1 pseudogene is annotated in these 609 nt (G+C 78.2%); it reads right to left on the reverse strand.

Annotated features, from left to right (window positions below):
* Nucleotides 1-522 (reverse strand): annotated as a pseudogene (locus KUM32_RS39810) (hypothetical protein); the annotation flags it as partial.
* Between the last annotated feature and the right edge of the window lie 87 nt (nt 523-609).

Raw genomic sequence — 609 nt, forward strand, 5'->3', positions numbered from 1 at the left:
GGCCGACGCCGCCCGGCCGGCGGCCGGCCGGGCGGCGTCGGCCCGGGCGCCGCGTGCGGCGGCCACGGCCGCGACGGCCACCGAGGCCCCCGGGGTCTCCACCACGTCACCGTCCGGCGCGGCGGCGGTGGTTGACGGGGCGCCAAGGGCGAGGCGGCGGCGCTCCTCCAGCGTGCGGGCCCGCTCGGTCTCGGCGGTGGCGTACCGGCGGAGCAGCGCCGCGTGCTCGTTGCGCAGCCGGGCGAGTTCGGCGCGCTTGGCGCGCAGCTTCGCGTCCAGCTTGGTGCGCGCGCCACGGGCCCGCTCGGCGTCCGCCTCCAGCTCCGCCACGCGTTCCTCGGTCCGCCACTCGTCGCGCAGCCGGGCGCGGTTCAGGTCCGCGAGGCGCTTGTCCGCCGCGCTGTCCCAGCGGCGCAGCAGCACGGCGCCGACGATCGCGGCCACCGCCGCGACCGTGGCCAACGAGCGGACCAGCAGGGGTTCACCGACGAGCCACGCAGCCGCGGCGCAGGCGGTTGACACACCCGCGACGGCCAGCGGTGGGAGCAGCCGGTGCAGAGGCAGGGAATGACGATGGCGTCCACGTGGCATGGCCTGAAACTTACCGTG

This window comes from Streptomyces sp. AC627_RSS907, from assembly GCF_019049165.1.